This window comes from Salinicoccus sp. HZC-1 (assembly GCF_046736035.1).
Classification (GTDB): domain Bacteria; phylum Bacillota; class Bacilli; order Staphylococcales; family Salinicoccaceae; genus Salinicoccus.
Window position 1 is genome coordinate 905,551 of sequence record NZ_CP177130.1, and the last position, 17,676, is coordinate 923,226.

22 protein-coding genes are annotated in these 17,676 nt (G+C 47.8%); 14 read left to right on the plus strand and 8 right to left on the minus strand.

Annotation, left to right across the window (positions count from 1 at the left end; translation table 11 throughout):
- Positions 1-80: 80 nt before the first annotated feature.
- The 4 genes from ACKRAT_RS04515 to ACKRAT_RS04530 all read right to left on the minus strand — a co-directional run bounded on the left by ACKRAT_RS04515 (position 81) and on the right by ACKRAT_RS04530 (position 1,347).
- Complete coding sequence (locus ACKRAT_RS04515; RefSeq protein ID WP_411843909.1) at positions 81-320, minus strand: hypothetical protein; 240 nt, start codon at positions 318-320, stop codon at positions 81-83.
- Positions 321-484: 164 nt separating this feature from the next.
- Positions 485-712 (minus strand): hypothetical protein, encoded by a 228-nt coding sequence (locus ACKRAT_RS04520; protein ID WP_411843910.1) that lies wholly within the window; start codon positions 710-712, stop codon positions 485-487.
- Between the two features lie 109 nt (positions 713-821).
- The gene (locus ACKRAT_RS04525; protein WP_411843911.1) at positions 822-1,061 is read right to left on the minus strand and encodes a hypothetical protein; all 240 of its coding nucleotides are present in this window, start codon (positions 1,059-1,061) and stop codon (positions 822-824) included.
- Between the two features lie 106 nt (positions 1,062-1,167).
- Entirely contained in the window at positions 1,168-1,347 is a 180-nt protein-coding gene (locus tag ACKRAT_RS04530) for a CsbD family protein (RefSeq protein ID WP_411843912.1), read from the minus strand.
- 190 nt (positions 1,348-1,537) lie between these two features.
- On the opposite strand from ACKRAT_RS04530, the gene ACKRAT_RS04535 reads away from it, so the two are divergent.
- Positions 1,538-1,993, plus strand: coding sequence for a hypothetical protein (locus ACKRAT_RS04535; protein WP_411843913.1), 456 nt, complete (start codon positions 1,538-1,540; stop codon positions 1,991-1,993).
- Between the two features lie 29 nt (positions 1,994-2,022).
- On the opposite strand, the gene ACKRAT_RS04540 is transcribed toward ACKRAT_RS04535, so the two are convergent.
- Positions 2,023-2,262: a hypothetical protein gene (locus ACKRAT_RS04540; RefSeq protein WP_411843914.1), complete on the minus strand. Its 240-nt coding sequence runs from the start codon at positions 2,260-2,262 to the stop codon at positions 2,023-2,025.
- 167 nt (positions 2,263-2,429) lie between these two features.
- Here ACKRAT_RS04540 and ACKRAT_RS04545 point away from each other — a divergent pair, with 167 nt between their 5' ends.
- A complete protein-coding gene (locus tag ACKRAT_RS04545) occupies positions 2,430-2,942 on the plus strand; it encodes a type 1 glutamine amidotransferase domain-containing protein (protein ID WP_411843915.1) in 513 nt (170 codons plus the stop codon).
- A 79-nt stretch (positions 2,943-3,021) separates the two neighbouring features.
- Here the strand turns inward: ACKRAT_RS04545 and ACKRAT_RS04550 are convergent, their stop codons facing one another.
- Both ACKRAT_RS04550 and ACKRAT_RS04555 read right to left on the minus strand, forming a co-directional pair.
- Positions 3,022-3,756 carry an immunoglobulin-like domain-containing protein gene (locus tag ACKRAT_RS04550; protein WP_411844412.1) on the minus strand — a complete coding sequence of 245 codons (735 nt, stop codon included), beginning with the start codon at positions 3,754-3,756 and terminating at the stop codon, positions 3,022-3,024.
- Between the two features lie 5 nt (positions 3,757-3,761).
- Entirely contained in the window at positions 3,762-4,178 is a 417-nt protein-coding gene (locus ACKRAT_RS04555; protein WP_411843916.1) for an RrF2 family transcriptional regulator, read from the minus strand.
- A gap of 184 nt (positions 4,179-4,362) precedes the next feature.
- Here ACKRAT_RS04555 and ACKRAT_RS04560 point away from each other — a divergent pair, with 184 nt between their 5' ends.
- From ACKRAT_RS04560 to ACKRAT_RS04580, 5 genes are all read left to right on the plus strand, one after another.
- Complete coding sequence (locus tag ACKRAT_RS04560; RefSeq protein ID WP_411843917.1) at positions 4,363-5,496, plus strand: globin domain-containing protein; 1,134 nt, start codon at positions 4,363-4,365, stop codon at positions 5,494-5,496.
- Positions 5,497-5,653: 157 nt separating this feature from the next.
- Positions 5,654-6,334: a response regulator transcription factor gene (locus ACKRAT_RS04565; protein ID WP_411843918.1), complete on the plus strand. Its 681-nt coding sequence runs from the start codon at positions 5,654-5,656 to the stop codon at positions 6,332-6,334.
- Positions 6,334-7,797 (plus strand): sensor histidine kinase, encoded by a 1,464-nt coding sequence (locus ACKRAT_RS04570; RefSeq protein WP_411843919.1) that lies wholly within the window; start codon positions 6,334-6,336, stop codon positions 7,795-7,797. Before ACKRAT_RS04565 ends, ACKRAT_RS04570 begins: the two co-directional genes overlap by 1 nt.
- Positions 7,798-7,881: 84 nt before the next feature.
- The gene (locus ACKRAT_RS04575) at positions 7,882-8,274 is read left to right on the plus strand and encodes a hypothetical protein (protein WP_411843920.1); all 393 of its coding nucleotides are present in this window, start codon (positions 7,882-7,884) and stop codon (positions 8,272-8,274) included.
- Positions 8,275-8,375: 101 nt separating this feature from the next.
- A complete protein-coding gene (locus ACKRAT_RS04580) occupies positions 8,376-9,332 on the plus strand; it encodes a calcium/sodium antiporter (RefSeq protein WP_411843921.1) in 957 nt (318 codons plus the stop codon).
- 370 nt (positions 9,333-9,702) lie between these two features.
- Here ACKRAT_RS04580 and folD read toward each other — a convergent pair whose 3' ends face one another.
- On the minus strand, positions 9,703-10,554 hold the full coding sequence (gene folD, locus ACKRAT_RS04585) for a bifunctional methylenetetrahydrofolate dehydrogenase/methenyltetrahydrofolate cyclohydrolase FolD (RefSeq protein WP_411843922.1): 852 nt from the start codon (positions 10,552-10,554) through the stop codon (positions 9,703-9,705).
- Between the two features lie 332 nt (positions 10,555-10,886).
- Between folD and purE the strand changes: the two genes are divergently transcribed.
- From purE to purF, 7 genes are read left to right on the plus strand one after another with little or no spacing between them, the layout of a single operon-like run.
- On the plus strand, positions 10,887-11,369 hold the full coding sequence (purE, locus tag ACKRAT_RS04590; RefSeq protein ID WP_411843923.1) for a 5-(carboxyamino)imidazole ribonucleotide mutase: 483 nt from the start codon (positions 10,887-10,889) through the stop codon (positions 11,367-11,369).
- Entirely contained in the window at positions 11,356-12,480 is a 1,125-nt protein-coding gene (gene purK, locus ACKRAT_RS04595) for a 5-(carboxyamino)imidazole ribonucleotide synthase (RefSeq protein ID WP_411843924.1), read from the plus strand. Before purE ends, purK begins: the two co-directional genes overlap by 14 nt.
- Positions 12,477-13,181, plus strand: coding sequence for a phosphoribosylaminoimidazolesuccinocarboxamide synthase (gene purC, locus ACKRAT_RS04600; RefSeq protein WP_411844413.1), 705 nt, complete (start codon positions 12,477-12,479; stop codon positions 13,179-13,181). The genes purK and purC overlap by 4 nt, the downstream gene beginning before the upstream one ends.
- Positions 13,181-13,438 (plus strand): phosphoribosylformylglycinamidine synthase subunit PurS, encoded by a 258-nt coding sequence (gene purS / locus ACKRAT_RS04605; protein ID WP_411843925.1) that lies wholly within the window; start codon positions 13,181-13,183, stop codon positions 13,436-13,438. The genes purC and purS overlap by 1 nt, the downstream gene beginning before the upstream one ends.
- A complete protein-coding gene (gene purQ / locus ACKRAT_RS04610; RefSeq protein WP_411843926.1) occupies positions 13,438-14,106 on the plus strand; it encodes a phosphoribosylformylglycinamidine synthase subunit PurQ in 669 nt (222 codons plus the stop codon). The genes purS and purQ overlap by 1 nt, the downstream gene beginning before the upstream one ends.
- Positions 14,099-16,279, plus strand: coding sequence for a phosphoribosylformylglycinamidine synthase subunit PurL (gene purL, locus ACKRAT_RS04615; RefSeq protein ID WP_411843927.1), 2,181 nt, complete (start codon positions 14,099-14,101; stop codon positions 16,277-16,279). Before purQ ends, purL begins: the two co-directional genes overlap by 8 nt.
- Positions 16,258-17,676 (plus strand): amidophosphoribosyltransferase, encoded by a 1,419-nt coding sequence (purF, locus tag ACKRAT_RS04620; RefSeq protein ID WP_411843928.1) that lies wholly within the window; start codon positions 16,258-16,260, stop codon positions 17,674-17,676. The genes purL and purF overlap by 22 nt, the downstream gene beginning before the upstream one ends.

Here is a 17,676-nt window from a genome sequence, read left to right on the forward strand (position 1 = left end):
GCTGCTGTTTTTTTATGCATTTTTTACAATAGAAAACCCGGGCTCTGTTGAGTCCGGGTAGGGATCAGTGTAATCATATATTATTTGTTTTCTTCGTTATGCCCGCTTTGTCCGTCTTTTCCTCCGCCCGTATATTTATTTATGAGGCTGTTGCCTTTCTCTTTGGCGCTGTTCCATTTTTGGTTGTCACCCAGATGTTTGTCACCGTATTCTTTTGCAGTGGCCCAGCCCTTGGATATATCTTCCTTGCTCGTGTTGTTTTTAATGCTGGTCACCGTATCTTTCACCTTGTCGAATAATCCTTTTTTGCCTGCTGCCATAATAAAATATCTCCTTTAAGTCATAATTATTCATAGTAACATAGATGATGAGGCAGACGATAATAACATGGATGCGGGACGCCTGGTGTCCATACGAAAAATTTCCCGCAATAAAAACCCGGGCTCTATTGAGTCCGGGCATGGGGTAGTGTAATCAATGAATATTATTTGTTTTCGTCCTGATTTCCTTCATTTCCGCCGCCGAACTTATCAACGGCACTGTCGCCTTTTTCTTTGGCGCTGTTCCATTTTTCATTGTCCTCAAAATGTTTGTCACCTTGTTCTTTAGCGCTGTCCCATCCTTGGGAAACATCTTCCTTGCTCGTGTTGTCTTTGAGATCTTTCACTTTGTCCTTGGCTTTGTCTAAGAAACCTTTTTTCTCTTCTGCCATGATTAAACATCTCCTTTGTAAGTGATAGTTACTGTTTACCCTATATATACAAGTGGTTAAACATTTTTTTTAACATGAAATATTTAATGGTTGGAGCCATTACCCGGCTCTACTTGTATTGATTGAACTGGTTATCCCCTTTTTCCTGCTCTACCTGGTCTTCTGCAGCATTGACTTTACCCTGTGTTTCTTCCTGCTTGGCCTGCACTTTGGATTTGTCATCTTTAAATTTTCCCTGATTAATCTGGGCTTTCTCTTTCATCTGCTCTTTTTGGCGCTTTCCCTCTTCTGCTTTCTGCTCTGCTTCTTCCTTCATCTGTTCCTGCTGGTCTTTTTGTTCATCTGCCATGATCAAACACTCCTTTGTACCGCAATATAATCTGTATTGTCATCTAATTTTGCTGTTAAACAGTATAAGCACCAGCCAACGGATTGGAGGTGCTTATTTTATTGAATTATTTATCATTGAACATGTCTTTGCCTTTTTCCTTAACATCATTCGCAGCATCTTTTACTTTGCCTTCTGTCTCCTGACGTTTACCTTCGTTCTTAGTCTTTTCGTCATTTACAGCATCACCTGCAGCTTTTTTTGCTTTTCCCATCAATTCATCTTTTTTACCGTTCTCTTCTCCCATGAAGTGTTCACCTCTTTCTGAATTTTAACCGGATTAAATCCCACTGTATATTCTGTTCAGCGGACCGGTTATCATGCAATACACTTTTCAGGGCCGTTTGAATCGGCGCCTTATTCATACAATACCCGCCCGATTTTTGCATGAAACATCCGCCCGGAGGGTAGAGTCTGTTTAAAGAAGAGGTGAGGGTATGTATTTCATTAATGGAAAGTTCAATCAGACATTCAGAGATTACGATGTATATAAGAAATTGGGCATTGTAAGTGTCACAGGAAAAAGTAACGAGAGTGCGATCGGCGCAATAGACATCGGTGATGTATTCGCCTTGTATTCGACACGCTACGGGTACCTGGGGGTCGGAAAAGTAGTGGAAGCCGCGAAGCCCTTTGAAGAGATTGAAATGCATCAGGGCGGACTGTTGATCGATCATGAGGATTATCCCTTCAAGGAAATCAGGCGGATCAATCCGCATTTTGGCAAAGAGGAATATGCACTCAGAGTCGAGTGGCTGGCACTGGTACCCGAGCTTGAAGACGGCATCGTCGATGATGATCTGTTTGTGGGAAGAAGACCCGTGGAACTTCTGGAGGATGTACGGACTAAAAAGTGGCTGATGGAAAATTTCGATTTAAACATCCGGATATAAAAAATGACCCGGTAACCGGGTCACTGCTATTATGAGGCTTTCTGTTCAAGGACTGTTTCGCCTTTTTGGGTAAGCTGTATATCACTGTAGTAGAAGTCATACGTGAATGGCGTCAAAATGAGCAGTCCCTTTTGTTCCATCAGCTTCATATGAAAGTCCACTGTTCTGATATCGTATTCGGGCATGCTTGTATTTGGATAGTCAAACACATCATGTTTGACGTTATATAAGATCTTATATTCGAGACTGTTATCGTATGAAAAATGCATTATTATCACTCCTGACATTCAATTATAAGAACGTCTGTTCGATTTGTCAAATTCATTTACATGTATTTTTTATATAAATCAAGGGGGGGATTATGTTTAAGCAGGGACTCTATGTGGAAAAGATACTATGTAATCAAAAAGTAAATTTCTAAAAGGAGAGATGTTTTGTGGCGAAAAAAGTAGCCGTACTCATGACTGATATGGTAGAAGACGTAGAATATACAAGCCCCGTAGAGGCACTGGAAGCCGAAGGACATGAAGTTGAAGTGATTTCAAAAGAATCCGGTGAAATCGAAGGGAAGCAGGGCGGCAAGTTTAAAGCCGACAAATCGATTTCGGAAGTGAATGCTGATGAATATGATGCACTGTTCATCCCGGGCGGATTTTCACCGGACCTATTGCGTGCAGATAAAGAAGGACGCTTTGGTAAATTCGCAACGCACTTCCTTCAGAATGATAAACCGACATTCGCAATCTGTCACGGACCGCAGGTGTTGATCGATACAGATTTACTGAAGGACCGTAACGTCACTTCCTTCATCTCTGTAAGAAAAGACCTTGAAAACGCAGGTGCGAAAGTGCAGGATGCATCTGTAGTAGTCTGCAGCAACCTGGTGACAAGCCGTTCACCTGACGACTTGCAGGACTTCAATAATGAAATCAAAAAACAGCTTGCCTAAAAGTTAGATAAAAAGAATTTTGAACGAACGAAAGGCCGAACCGGATTCAATTCCGGTTCGGCCTTTATTTTAATGCTGATTACTCGACAGTAACTGTCCTTGCTTTGGCGTGCGAGTCACCGAAATGGTCGAACACCGCATAGGCGATGGTGTATTCGCCGGGCGTCTCCGTATCGACGTCACCTGAGATGTAAACGCGGTTAGTTATATCACTGCCGTCGACATCGATGATCTGCACATCTTTTTTCGGGTCGAATTCATCGCCCTGCTGGATGGTGACGTCATCGAGTCCGATAAACGTGATATCTGTAGAACTCTCCGAATCGGAATCGGAGGATTTCTCCTTTGAAAGCTGTGCTTCAGTTGGCGGTATCATCGGTACCGGATCAGTGGGAGCATTTGACACCTGGATTTTACGGTTGTATTCGTACCAGTTGCCGTTTGAGTTTTCCACTCTGTAGGACACCGTGTAGTTTCCGGCCTTATCCGTATTGACATTATTGCTGGTCACTTCGATGTTATCTGTAATGTTGCCGTCTGCGCTGTCTATTGCATAGACACCGGCCAGCGGGTCAAAACTATCGCCGACCTTCACATTATAGGCTTCCGTCCCTTTCAACGCTGGGACGCTGCCGCTGTGTGCGGCGATTTCCTCTTCCATCGTCGGCCCTTCATAATCTGCATATTTCGAATCTGAACCCTCTTCTGAGCCGGAGATTTCTTCAGTTTCGATGCTCGAATTGATGAAGTCACCGGTAATCGGTGCCGCCGGCAGGAGGCCTGCCATAATTTTAATGATCGTACTTGAATTCATCTTTGTCACCTCGGAACCCCATTTGGAATAATATCTTCTAATGTATAGTTATCAAGCACTTCAAGATAAGCCTTCAGTGCATCATTCAACACAAATCGCAGACTGCATACCGGTGTCAGTACACACTGGTTATTTTCGGCATTGAAGCATTCGGCCATATGGAAATTATCTTCCGTACTGCGGACGACTGCGCCGATATTCAGTGCTTCCGGTTTATAGTTTAGCATAATCCCGCCACCCCGGCCACGCACAGTTTTAACATATTCGAGCTTTGCGAGATGGTGGACGACTTTGGTCAGATGGTTTTTTGATATATTGTAAAATCCGGCAATCTCATCTATTTGAACTTTTTCGCCTTCGTTCTGCATGCCCAGATACATGAGCACACGGAGCGAGTAATCTGTATATAATGTAAGCCTCATCCTGATCCTCTCCCTTCAGAAATTATACACGCATTTACGCTTTTAATAAATCTCTTTGACTTATGAAAGCGATTTTGTGAACGATATGTGAAAACTTTAACATGGGTCTTGAAAAAATAATCGCATCCCTTTACAATAAAGATGTATTAAAAATATATCTTTTATAAAAAAGGGGCTTGAACAGATGATTGCTGAAGCTAAAAAACAAATTATTAAAGACACAGTACCTGTACTTGAAGAACATGGAACTGAAATTACAACGGTATTTTACAAAAGAATGTTTGAAGCACACCCTGAATTGCTGAATATTTTCAATAAGACGAACCAGAAAGTGGGCGACCAGCCTAAGGCGCTGGCGATGACAGTACTTGCTGCAGCGAGACACATCGAAGATATCGAAACGATTGTGCCGGCAGTGATGGGCATTGCACATAAACACCGTGCACTTGAAATCAGACCTGAACATTATCCGATCGTCGGCAAATATCTGCTTGAAGGCATTAAAGAAGTGCTTGGAGATGCGGCGACACCGGAAATCATCGATGCATGGGGCGAATACTACGGCAAGATTGCCGATGTATTCATCGGTATCGAAAAGGAAATGTATGAAGCTGCAGCATGGGAAGGCTTCAAACCCTTCGTCGTCAAGAAGAAAGAAAACGTTACACCGGATATCGTCAGATTCACAGTGGACTCCGATGATGTTGCTAAATCATTCACTGCAGGCCAGTACATTACAGTCAAAGTGAATCCTGAAGGGTACGGAAATACAGCACTCCGTCATTATTCCATCTGCTCCATGGATACTTCAGAAGGCATCAAATTTGCAGTTAAGCGTGAAGCGATCAAAGATAAAGAAGGCGTTGTTTCCAACTATATGCATGACAGCATTGAAGAAGGCGATGCGCTCTTCCTGTCTGCACCCGCAGGGGACTTCAAAGTCGAGGAAGATCACGATAAACTGCTCTTCATCGCAGGCGGCGTCGGCGCGACACCGGTTATGGCGATGGCTGAGGATACAGTGGCCAAAGGCAAGGATGTCAAATATGTATACAGCTGCATCAATAAAGACCACCAGCCGTTCAAAGATCAGATGGCTGCAATCGAGGCAAAAGGTGCAGATCTTAAAATAAAATTCAGTGAAACTGAAGGCTTCCTGAGCAAAGAAGACTTCGTGGGCAGTGAGGACCGCGAAATCTATATATGCGGATCCATGGGCTTCATGGGCACAATGATGAAGGAACTCAAAGAAAGGGGCATTGAAGAAAGCCGCATCCACTTTGAGCCGTTTGGTCCGAAAATGAGCCTTGGTGCCTAAAATTTAATATGACCCCTCTTGGAACGTTCACCGCATGGCGCGGTGGGCGTTTTTTTATATTTGTCTGGATATGGCAGGGCGAAGGTTTTATTTCTTAAAAAGTTTATAGTATGTTTATATGAAAGTGGTAGAGTTTTGTGCAGAGGAGTTGGAGCCGATGGATAAAGTGATGGTGGTCGAGGATGATGTAAACATCCGCAACCTGATCGTCCTTTACTTGAAGAAGAATGGATATGAAGTGTCTGATTTTGAAGAGGCCGGATCGGCGCTTGGATATTTGGAGGATGAAGAGGTGGATCTGGCTGTGGTGGATGTGATGATGCCTGGCATGGACGGATTTGAGCTGACTGAAGTTCTGTCGGCTGATCTGGAAATTCCGGTGATTCTGCTGACGGCCAAAGGGCAGCTGGATGATAAGGAACAGGGATTCCTGGCGGGGGCGGCGGATTATATCGTGAAGCCGTTTGAACCGAAGGAGCTGCTGTTCAGAATCCGGGCGGTGCTGAAGCGTTCGAACCGTGGACTGGATGCAAAGCTGTCGTTCGGCGGTGTGACGGTTGACCGGGAACATTATGAAATTGAAGTGGACGGCCGGACACATATGCTGCCGGTCAAGGAGCTTGAAATGCTTGCGTGTCTCCTCGAGCGGCCTGAAAAAGTCGTGACCCGGGAACATATCGTCGAGAGTGTGTGGGGTGACCTGGAGACGAGTACGTTCACGATCAATACGCACATGAACCGCCTGCGCCAGAAGCTTGAAAAGTATGGTGCGGCTATCCGGGTGCTTACAGTGCGCGGTGTCGGCTACCGGCTGGAACGGCTTGGACCGGAGACATGATGAATACTTTATATAAACGATTTATTGCGGTGCTCCTGGTCGTTGTTACCGTCAGCGTGGTTGTTTCACTGCTCGCGTCCAACGTGCTGTACGCTTTCTATTCGAAGCCGAAGATGAATGAAGAACTGTTTGAAACCGCCGGGAGCCTGAAGGAAGTGCTGGAAGAGAATGGAGCCGGTGAAGCAGGGCTATCTGCAGCGATGGAGATGCTGAACGCCCTGGATTATCAGGTTGTGCTTGTGAGTGGTGGAGAAAGTGCAGCCGGGGAGGATGTCGGCGGCAGTTCATCCGGCGGGGAAGTGACGCTTACGGAAGGGCCGTTCAATGGTGGATTGACGGCACAATTTGCAGGGGCCGATTTTGACCGGACGAATATCAGTCTTTCTACTTTAAATGAAGTGTTGTCCGGCGGTGTATATCAGGGCGAAGAAGCGAATATGGCCAACTGGTTCATGATGGGGCACTTTATGAATGATGTGCGTAATACCGTCGGCGTGCCTGTGGAACTGGACGGGGAGCGCCAGGCGCTGTTCATCAAGCAGGACAGCAGTCTGATGTTCAGTGAATTTCATATTATCCTGCTCGTATTCTTCGTGACGGCGGTGCTGGTGAGTGTGTTATTCATCATACTGATGAGCCGCCGGCTGACAAACCCGCTGGGCAGGCTGCGCACGGCTGCCAATGAAATCAGGCAGGAGAATTTTGAGTATGATATTTCGCCTCAAACATACAGTAAGGATGAAATCGGACAGCTTGCGGTGAGCCTGGATGCAATGAAGGGCCAGCTGAAGGAGAACCACCGTATGCGGCAGAAATTCATCAGCGATGTGACGCACGATTTCCAGTCACCGCTGCTCAATATCCAAGGGTATGCGAAGCTGCTCGAGGATGGTGAAGTACGAGGTGAAGATGCGCGGGAAGCTGCCTCGGTCGTGCATTCGGAAGCGAAGCGGCTGTCGTCATTGGCGCGGCAGCTGATGCTGCTCAACAAATTCGACCATCAATCGTATGAAGTGAAGAAATCCTCGGTGCAGCTGGATGAACAGATCCGTGAAGTGGTCCGTGTATTCAGATGGCGGCTGGATGAATCCGGTATTGATCTATCCTATACCCTGGATGATGTTGAGATTGATTCGGATCGTGACCTGCTGTGGAATATATGGGATAATCTTATTTCAAATGCAGTGAAATATTCATCCGACGGGGATGAAATCGCCGTAAGTCTTGAAGATAAAGGTGCACACGTGGAAGTCTGCGTACAGGACACGGGCGCCGGTATCCGTGAAGAAGAACTGGACATGATTTTCGATCGCTTCTATCGTGTCGATGAAGCCCGTTCCAGCGAAGGTTCCGGCCTCGGCCTTGCGATTGTCCGGGAAACAGTGGATATGCTCGGCGGGACGATCGACGTTGAAAGTGCGTTTGGCGAAGGCACAAAATTCATCGTCAGACTGGAGAAGTGATATTAATCAGAGGTGTTTTTCCTGCAGGATGACGTTTTACCGCAGGCGGGAATTTTATTATAAAAAATGGAGGAATTATGAAAAATGGAAAGAAAATGGGGAATTAATTTAATTAGAATTGCATCACTGTTCGGATTTCTCGGTGTGTTTATCGGCTCGCAGATGGCGGGGGAGACGGATTACGCGATGCGTCCAATTCATACGCATATTCTTTTGGTGGGCTGGATGTCGATGTTTGCCTGGGGGATTTTTTACAGCGTCTATACAGTGACGAAACCGGTACTTGTGCATATCCAGTGTGTGCTGGGCGTACTGGGTGCGATATTGCTGACGAGCGGAATGTACTTCTATATGCTGAATCCTTTCGGATTCAATGAAACATTTACAATGGTTTATTTCATCATCGGCGGCAGCATCACACTGCTTGCGTTTCTGATGTTCGTTGTTGTGACGTTCTTTGTCGAACAGAAGAAATAATGCATCTCTCCCACTTTCTATATGAAAAGTGGGTTTTTTTGGTTAAGATGGGGAATAGTTAAAAGAAGAATTGGCAGTTTTAAAAGGAGAGTGGCGCCGTCTTGGCTTATATTATTTTAATCATTGGATTTGTACTGCTTATAAAAGGTGCGGATTATTTTGTGGAAGGTGCCTCCAACATCGCAGTGAAACTGAATGTGTCCCCGTTGCTTGTCGGGCTCACAATTGTTGCTTTTGGTACGAGTTCACCGGAGGCAACAGTCAGTATTTTAGCGGCACTCGATGACAGCGCCGGAATGGTGCTCGGAAATGTTATCGGCAGCAATATTTTTAACATTACAGTTGCTCTTGGCGTTACAGCGATGATAGCACCGCTCACTGTGCAAAGTGAGACGATCAGGAAAGAAATTCCGTTTTCACTGCTGGCGGGCGTTGTGCTTTTGGTCCTGATGGCGGATGTGGCGCTGGAAGGCGCCGCAGAGAACGTTGTTACACGCGGTGACGGTCTGATTATATTGTTATTCTTCGCAGTATTTTTATATTATGTCTTTGAAATGGCGCTGAAGAACAGAACGCAGGCGGACAGCAGTGTGGATGCTGATGTAGGATCACCTTGGTTGAAGAATATCCTGCTTACGATCGGCGGATTGGCCGCAATCATTTTCGGCGGCAGACTTGTCGTGAACAGCGCTACAGAAATCGCGCTTGCACTTGGAATGAGCGAGACGCTTGTCGGCTTGACGATTGTGGCAATCGGTACGTCATTGCCGGAACTGATCACATCTGTCACTGCTGCGATTAAAAAGAAAGGCGATATCGCCATCGGGAATGCGGTCGGCAGCAGTATATTCAACATATTCTTCGTGGCGGGCAGTGCCGCAACCGTGGCACCGCTTGCGCTGGATGCGAAGATTTTCACGGATACATGGATTTTGATTATATTGACGATACTGCTGTTGATTTTCTCCAGAACGAGATACACAATCGGACGCGCTGAAGGGTTTGTGCTCGTGCTTGCATATGCCGTATACCTTGTTTACATCATTATGAGGAACTGATCGTTATGAAGAGACTAACGGATTCAGTAACTTTATTTTCCTGAATTAAATAAATTATTTGGATTTTTAAAAGATCAAATCGCCCCTTTTCTCATATATAGAGAAAAGGGGTTTTTATTTGAAGGAGGAGAATTTGTGAGGAAAAAGACGCGGGAGCATCAATGGCTGGAACTGATGGATGCACGTCCTGCGCCGGACGGACAGGGCGCGGATCATTCGTGAGTATGGTGTCATTATGTACCATAAGGAGTTGAAGCTGCAGGAGGTATATGGTTTATGAGGGACGTTTTAGATGACCGTCGGATGCCTCCCGGCCCACTGAAAAAAGCCACACTCTCATCAAAAAGGGTGTGGCTTCAATCAAAAGAGGTTATTCGATGCCGTTATGCCATTTTGCTGCAAGCAAAGTGTTGTTCAATACCATTGTGATTGTCAACGGACCGACACCGCCGGGAACGGGCGTGATCCAGCTTGCTTTTTCTTTGGCGGCGTCGAAATCTACATCGCCACTGAGTTTACCGTCGACCATTGTGTTGCCGACATCGATGACCACCGCACCGTCTTTAAGGTGTTCGGCTTTGATCAGCCCCGGGGAGCCGACGGCACTGATAATCACATCATATGCACTCAATTTTCCGACCATATCTTTTGTGCGAGAGTGCATTAATGTGACCGTTGCATTCTGATCGGTCAGCAATTTAGCGACCGGCTGGCCGACGATGTGGGACCGTCCGATTACGGCAACATCCTTGCCTTCAAGGGAACCGGTATGTTTTAACAGTTCCATGATTCCAAGCGGCGTACATGGGACGAATGTTCTCTGCCCGGTGTACAAGCGTCCGATATTTACCGGGCTGAAACCGTCCACATCTTTATGGGGAGCGATGGCTTCCAGCACTTTATCTTCACTGACCTGCTCAGGCAGAGGCACCTGTACCAGAATCCCGTTGACATTATCATCATTGTTCAGGCGGTCCAGCACTTCCAGCACTTCCGCTTCAGTGACATCTTCCCCAAGGTGGACGATATCTGAAGTCATCCCGATTTTTTCGGCCGCCTTATTTTTGGATCGCACGTAACTGAGTGAAGCCCCGTCATTGCCGGCGATGACTACTGTCAGATTTGGAGTGATCCCGTTTTCTTTCAGTTTTTCAACTTCTGATGCCAGTCCGGCACGGTAATCTTTGGCGATTTCCCGCCCGTTTAGTAATTCTGCTGTCATTTCCATTCTCCTATCCTAATAATTTGATTATCTCCATTATCCATAACTTCCCTGAAAATTTCCACAGTGAACAGAAAGTTCGTATCCAATCAGCCATACTAATATGAGGCCATACAAAGAATCACTTAAAAAAACATATTACACTATATCTATCAAAATATATATAGAAACCGAACTTAACCCCTTTAAAACATCATCCCACGTTCGTAAACACAAACAATTAAAAGATATTTATTTAAAATGTTCGTTTTTAAGTTGAATAAACGTCCCTTAATTGTTAAACTAAGCATGAGAAATGTAACATACAAATTTCAAAGCGAGGTTATCCTATTATGACTGTTGGAGTAATCATGGGCAGTTCTTCCGACTGGCCGACGATGAAGCATGCGTGCGAGATACTGGATCAACTGGGTGTGCCCTATGAAAAGAAAGTGGTAAGCGCCCATCGTACGCCTGAAATGATGGTGGAATATGCAAAACGTGCCAAAGATAACGGTATCGACGTCATCATTGCAGGCGCCGGCGGCGCGGCGCATTTGCCGGGCATGGTCGCATCCCTTTCGAATGTCCCTGTCATCGGCGTACCGATTGAGTCGAAAGCACTGCAGGGCATGGATTCTTTATTATCCATCGTACAGATGCCCGGAGGCATTCCGGTCGCAACGACTGCGATTGGCGCATCGGGAAGCAAAAATGCAGGTATTCTGGCAGCAAGAATGCTCGCCATCAGTTCACCGGAACTTTATGAAACACTGAATGACTACACGAAATCACTCGAAGATAAAGTGGAGGAGATGCAGAATGACCTCAGTTAAACTGGGACCGGGCGCAACGGTCGGAATCATCGGGGGCGGACAGCTCGGTAAGATGATGGCGCAGTCCGCACTCAGGATGGGCTATAAAGTGGCGGTGCTCGATCCATCCGCTGATGCACCGGCAAGTGCCACGGGCCACACGTTCATCCATGCAGACTTCAGCGACATGGATGCTCTGAAATCGCTGTGCGAAATGTCGGATGTCATCACGTATGAATTTGAAAATATCAATGCGGAAATTCTGCATACATTAGTCGGCGACTATTATGTGCCGCAGGGCGCAGAAACTGTGCTGACACTGCAGAACCGCGAAACTGAAAAACAGGCGGTTAAAAACTCCGGAGCCGCAATCGTCCCTTACGAAAAAGTGGAATCGCTCGATGCCATCCGTGCATTCATAGAGGAATACAGCACGCCGGTCATCGTCAAAACGGCGACAGGCGGCTATGACGGAAAAGGGCAGTATCTGATCGAATCCGAATCAGAGCTTGACTCAGTTGAGATCCCGTTTGAGAAATCGGACTTTGTTGTTGAAAAATATATAGAGCTGGAAAGGGAAGTATCCCTGACCGTTGCGAGAAGTGTGGGCGGACAGGTCGTATATTTCCCGCTTCAGGAGAATCTCCATAAGGACCAGATCCTCTACCGCACAATCGTCCCGTCCCGTGTGGATTACACGGCGCAGGCACAGAAAGAAACCGAAAAAATTATGGAGGCACTGCATTTTGTCGGTGCGTTCACCGTTGAATTCTTCGTCGCGAAAGACGGCAGCCTGTATGTAAATGAAATTGCACCGCGTCCGCATAACTCGGGGCATTACTCGATCGAGGCATGCAACATCAGCCAGTTCGATGCCCATATCCTGTCCATACTGGATCATGAGATGCCTGAAGTATATCTGCATCAGAACGCAGTGATGATGAACCTGCTCGGTGCCGATCTGGACCGCCTGGATGAGGAGCTGTTCACCCATGCAGACTGGAACGTGCATATTTACGGCAAGACAGACCGGAAGCCGGCGAGGAAGATGGGGCACGTCACCGTGCTTACAGACGATCTGGAACACACATTAAGCGCGCTCGGCCGCGACTTTGTAAAGGAGACGGAATAATGCTGTTATATGAAGGGAAAGCGAAAAGAGTCTTTAAAACCGAAGATCCCGAAGTCCTCCGCATCGAATACAAAGACGAAGTGACTGCCGGCAACGGCGCAAAGCACGACTTCATGGAAGGGAAAGGACGGCTCAACAATCTGATTTCATCCGATATCTTCAAATATTTAAGAAATAACGGCGTGGACTCGCATTTCATCGAACGCATCAGTGAAACGGAACAGACAGTGAAACCGGTCCATATCATTCCGCTTGAAGTGGTCGTCCGCAATGTTGCGGCAGGCAGCATCGTCAAAAGGCTCGGATTTGAAAACGGACGGGAGTTCACACCCCCGCTCGTGGAATTGTATTACAAAGAAGATGCGTTGAACGATCCGATTCTGACAGATGACCATGTGCTGAGACTCGGGATTGCGACGGAAGAAGAGATGGAAGCATTGAAGGAAGCGGCGATAAAAGTGAACGCAGCCCTCATCAGAATGATGAACCTGATGGGTATGAAACTTGTCGATTTCAAAATCGAGTTCGGCAAGGACAATAAAGGCAACATTCTGCTTGCGGATGAAATCTCTCCGGATACATGCCGCATCTGGGACCTTGAAACAAATGAGAACTTTGATAAAGATGTGTACCGCAACGGGACAGGATCTTTAATTGATACTTATACTAAATTCTACGAAAAGATGGAGGCAGTCAAATAATGAAAAAGGTAGAACTGATCGTAACACTACAGCCGCAGGTACTGGATACACAGGGGGAAGCACTGAACCGTGCGGTGCACGAGCTTGGACATGATGAAATCAGCAACATCCGTGTCGGGAAAGTCCTTTATTTCGATATTGACGAAACGGAAGAAGGAAAGATCGAAGGCATCGTGAAATCCCTGTCCGAGCGTCTCTTCACAAATACAGTCATTGAAACGTATGAGTATACAATTTTGGATGAGGTGTCGAAATAATGAAGTTCGCAGTAATTCAGTTCCCAGGTTCCAACTGTGACCGCGACCTGCTGAATGCAGCATTGAAAGTGGGTGCGGAAGCAGAATTCACAGACTACAGAGAAACTTCCCTCGAAGGATTCGACGGTGTGCTGATCCCGGGCGGATTCTCCTTCGGTGACTACCTGCGCAGCGGTGCGATGGCCAGTGTTGCACCGGTGACAGAAGCGATCAAAGAAGCGGCAGAGGCAGGGAAGCCTGTCCTCGGCATCTGCAACGGATTCCAGATTCTGACTGAAATCGGCCTGCTGCCGGGCGCGCTTATTTTCAACGACCAGCATACTTTCGTCTCCAGAAACGAGTCTTTGAAAGTCGTCAACAATAATACTGCTTTCACACGCGGATACCGCCAGGGTGAAGATGTGACCTATCCGGTGGCGCACGGTGAAGGCCACTATTTCTGTGATGACCAGACATATGAAACGCTGGCGGCAAATAATCAGATTGTACTGACCTATAACACGAATCCGAATGGGTCGAGAAACGATATCGCAGGAATCGTCAATGAAAAAGGGAATGTGCTCGGCATGATGCCGCACCCTGAACGTGCACTTGAAACGCTGCTCGGCAGTGATGACGGATTAAGACTATTCGAGAAAATGACCCAGTGGGAGGCAAATCATGTCTAGATTCATCGAACCAGCTCCAGAGGATATTAAATTTCAGAAGCTCTACGCAGAGATGGGATTGACGGATGCGGAATACGATAAGGTGATCGATATTCTGGGGCGTCAGCCGAACTATACGGAAATCGGCATCTTTTCTGTAATGTGGAGTGAACACTGTTCCTATAAACATTCAAAACCGTTCCTCAGCCAGTTTCCGACTTCGGGCGAACATGTACTGATGGGGCCGGGTGAAGGTGCCGGCGTTGTTGATATCGGTGATAACCAGGCGGTCGTCTTCAAAGTGGAGTCCCATAACCACCCTTCCGCAGTTGAGCCATACCAGGGGGCGGCGACAGGTGTGGGCGGCATCATCCGCGACATCGTATCCATCGGTGCACGTCCAATCGGTCTTTTGAACTCCCTGCGTTTCGGCGAACTGACGGAGCCGAACAACCGCCGCCTGCTGCGCGGTGTCGTTTCAGGCATCGGCGGCTACGGCAACTGCATCGGCATTCCGACGGTATCCGGTGAAGTGGAATTCGATCCTTCATATGACGGCAACCCGCTCGTCAACGCAATGTGCGTGGGTGTGATGGATCAGGAGAAAATCCAGAAAGGGACGGCTAAAGGCATCGGCAATAAAGTGGTCTATGTCGGACTGAAAACGGGACGGGACGGCATCCACGGGGCGACATTCGCATCCGAGGAGCTGAGCGACGCGTCGGAATCCAGACGGCCATCGGTACAGATCGGTGACCCGTTCACGGGCAAGAAACTGCTGGAAGCGACACTTGCGGCAATCGACCAGCCTGAACTTGTCGGCATCCAGGACATGGGTGCTGCGGGGCTGACGTCCTCAAGTTCTGAAATGGCAGCCAAAGGCGAATCGGGCATGAATCTTTATCTCGATCAGGTGCCTGTCAGGGAGGAAGGCATCTCTCCATACGAAATGATGCTGTCCGAAACCCAGGAGCGCATGCTGCTGGTGGTGGAGGACGGCACGGAGCAGAAGTTCCTCGATATGTTCGAAGACTTCGAACTCGATGCGGCGGTCATCGGTGAAGTGACGGATTCAGACCGTTTGAAATTATATTATGAAGATGAGCTCTACGCCGACATTCCGGTGCAGCCGTTATCCGATGAGGCACCGGTTTATATTCTGGAAGGCAGCCAGCCGGAAGTGGACAATAAAAAATATGACTATTCTAAAGAAGATCTGAACCAGGTGTTTGATGAATTGATCGAACATCCGACTCACGGATCAAAAAGCTATATCTATGAACAGTACGATAACCAGGTGGGTTCAAATACCGTTCAGAAATCCGGTTTCGGCTCCGGTGTCATCAGAGTCGAAGGCACTGACAAAGCGATTGCGATGGCAATCGACGGCAAGAGCCGCTACGTATATGCGGACCCTTACAACGGCGGTAAAGAAGTGGTTGCCGCAACGTTCAGAAGCATCATCTCAACAGGGGCGACACCGCTTGCGATGACGGACTGCCTGAACTACGGCAGCCCTGAAAACCCTGAAATCTACAATCAGCTGGAAGAATCGACCCGTGGCATGGCGGAAGCATGCAGCGCGCTCTCCACTCCGGTCGTTTCCGGCAACGTGAGCCTGTATAACGAAAACAGGACGGCGTCCATCCTCCCGACACCGGTCATCGGCATGGTCGGCCTGATCGAGGATGTGAACTTCATGGATGGATTATCCATCGAAGCGGACGACGCGGTTTACCTGGTCGGTGAAACGACGAAGTCATTCGCCGGCAGCCAGATTGAAAAGCTGGTTGATAATGAAGTATCAAAAGAGACACGCAGCATCGACCTTGGGCTCGAGTACAGCCGGGGCATGGACCTCCGCGCACAGCTGATTGAGGGTGCCGTAAAGAAAATTTCACCGGTTGGCCGCGGCGGCATTGCAGTCAAACTTGCACAGCTTGCAAGTTTCCACGGCCTTGGATTGGATGTGGCGCTTGAAATCGATGGAGAAGACCTTTTCGCAGAAAATGGCTCCAGATATATCGTAGTGGCAAAACCGGATCAGCAGATCAAAGACGCAGTGGAAATTGGCAGATTGACCGAAAGTGGATTCAGAATTAAAACACGCGATGTAACGATTGACAGAGATCTTGCACAAGTTGCAGGCGCGTGGGAAGGGGCAATCCCGAAATGTATGACATCCGTGGATTGAACGAAGAATGTGGAATTTTTGGCGTATGGAATCACGAACGCGCAAGTGAACTGACGTATATTGCACTGCACAGCCTGCAGCACAGAGGACAGGAGGGCGCAGGGATCGTATGCTCGAATAATGAGTATCTGTTCGGTGCCCGCGGCATGGGACTGCTGACTGAAGCACTGACGAAGGATCAGCTTGCCTCCCTCCGCGAATTCCCGCATGCCATCGGGCATGTCCGCTATGCGACAACGGGCGGCAGTGAACTCTCGAACGTCCAGCCGTTTTTATTCAAAAGTCATGACGGCGACCTCGGTCTCGCACACAACGGCAACCTGGTGAATGCGATGAGCATCCGGGAAGCGCTTGAAGATGACGGCGCGATCTTCCAGACATCTTCCGATACGGAAGTTCTGGCCCATCTTCTCAGAAAGAACAAGAGCACGGACAAGAAGACGCGTCTTAAATCCGCGCTGAAGCAGTTGAAAGGTGCATTTGCGTTCGTCATCCTGGATGAAGATTCACTGACGATTGCACTGGACGACCATGGTGTCCGTCCGCTGATGCTCGGCAAGATTGACGGTTCCTACTGTGTCGCCAGTGAAACATGTGCATTTACGGCGATTGATGCAGAGTACATCCGTGACATTGAACCGGGCGAACTGATCACGCTGAGTGATGACGGCATCGATTTCGATCGGTATACTGATATTGAAAAACCGAATCTATGCTCGATGGAATATATTTATTTCGCAAGGGCGGATTCCGAATTCCGCCATACCTCGACATATACGATCAGAAAATCGCTCGGCAAGGAACTCGCAAAAGAAATGCCGGTGGAAGCGGATATCGTCATCGGTGTGCCGGATTCGAGTCTTGCTGCGGCCAAAGGATTTTCAGAAGAGTCCGGAATCAAGCAGGAGCAGGGGCTCTTGAAAAACAGATATATCGGCAGAACATTCATCTCGCCCAGCCAGGAAGCGCGCGAACGTGCCGTCCGCATGAAGCTCTCCCCGGTGCGGGATGTTGTCGAAGGGAAACGGGTCGTCGTCATCGATGACTCCATCGTCCGGGGCACGACGAGCCGCTTCATCGTCAAAGCACTGAGGAAAGCGGGGGCGAAAGAAGTGCACATGGGTGTCTCTTCACCGCCGCTTAAAAATCCATGCTTCTACGGCATCGATGTATCCACACATGCCGAAATCATCGCCTCACAGAAATCCAATGAGCAAATCCGTGCGGAAATCGACGCGGATTCACTGACGTATCTCTCCGTGGATGCCATGCATGATGTGTATCATTCATATGGTTCAAGAGGCCAGTGTGATGCCTGCTTTACAGGAAATTACCCGATTGAAATCATCGACCAGGTCCTGCCTCAGGAGAAAGATCTGAAGACGAAAGGAGTCTGA